General features: G+C 43.9%; 2 protein-coding genes. One reads left to right on the plus strand and one right to left on the minus strand.

Features of this window, described 5'->3' with window-relative positions; all coding sequences use genetic code 11:
• Positions 1–196, plus strand: a 196-nt coding sequence (locus AB4585_RS25475; RefSeq protein ID WP_372171568.1) for a hypothetical protein, incomplete at its 5' end; no start/stop codon positions are given.
• Between the two features lie 24 nt (positions 197–220).
• Here AB4585_RS25475 and AB4585_RS25480 read toward each other — a convergent pair.
• Positions 221–454 carry a hypothetical protein gene (locus AB4585_RS25480; RefSeq protein ID WP_065211346.1) on the minus strand — a complete coding sequence of 78 codons (234 nt, stop codon included), beginning with the start codon at positions 452–454 and terminating at the stop codon, positions 221–223.
• Between the last annotated feature and the right edge of the window lie 34 nt (positions 455–488).

Genomic DNA, 488 nt, shown 5'->3' on the forward strand with positions numbered 1-488 from the left:
GTTCACATTCCTCGCATCAAAATCTGTCGATAGATTTCAATACGCTTTTTTGGGGATAGCATGTAACTTGTTGGCGCTGCCTTATCAACTCTACATCGGCAATATCAGTGCCGTGCCACATAGCGCGATCATCCTTCTTATTTTCGTTGGCACGCTAAAGCAATATCTGCAGTTAAAGCCAGAATCTCAACGCTAGATTTGCCATGGCATAGCAAGGATATCAAGTCAATAACTGTGATGCTGGTGGAGCCAATAATGCCTCTCGATGTTCCGCATCCTTAATGTAAACCATCAAAGACTTCACGGCGCTTCCCGACCAATAATGCTCGTATTGGCATGGAACGCGCTGCTGATTTAAGTAGTAAGCCATCTTTGCAGGAGATGAATGACCCAAACGCAATCCCCTGTCTATCTGCTTTTTCACAAAAGGGAAAGTAATTTTCTGGTTCATCATCTTGATGGTCTCTCACTCATCAAAGTAAGCACCT

The sequence above is a fragment of the Vibrio sp. 10N.222.49.C9 genome, assembly GCF_041474985.1.
GTDB classification, from domain to species: Bacteria; Pseudomonadota; Gammaproteobacteria; order Enterobacterales; family Vibrionaceae; genus Vibrio; species Vibrio crassostreae_C.

What these genes read in the sequence shown, in the direction of transcription:
- AB4585_RS25480 (WP_065211346.1), bottom strand. Translation starts at nt 454, where the DNA reads ATGATGAACCAGAAAATTACTTTCCCTTTTGTGAAAAAGCAGATAGAC.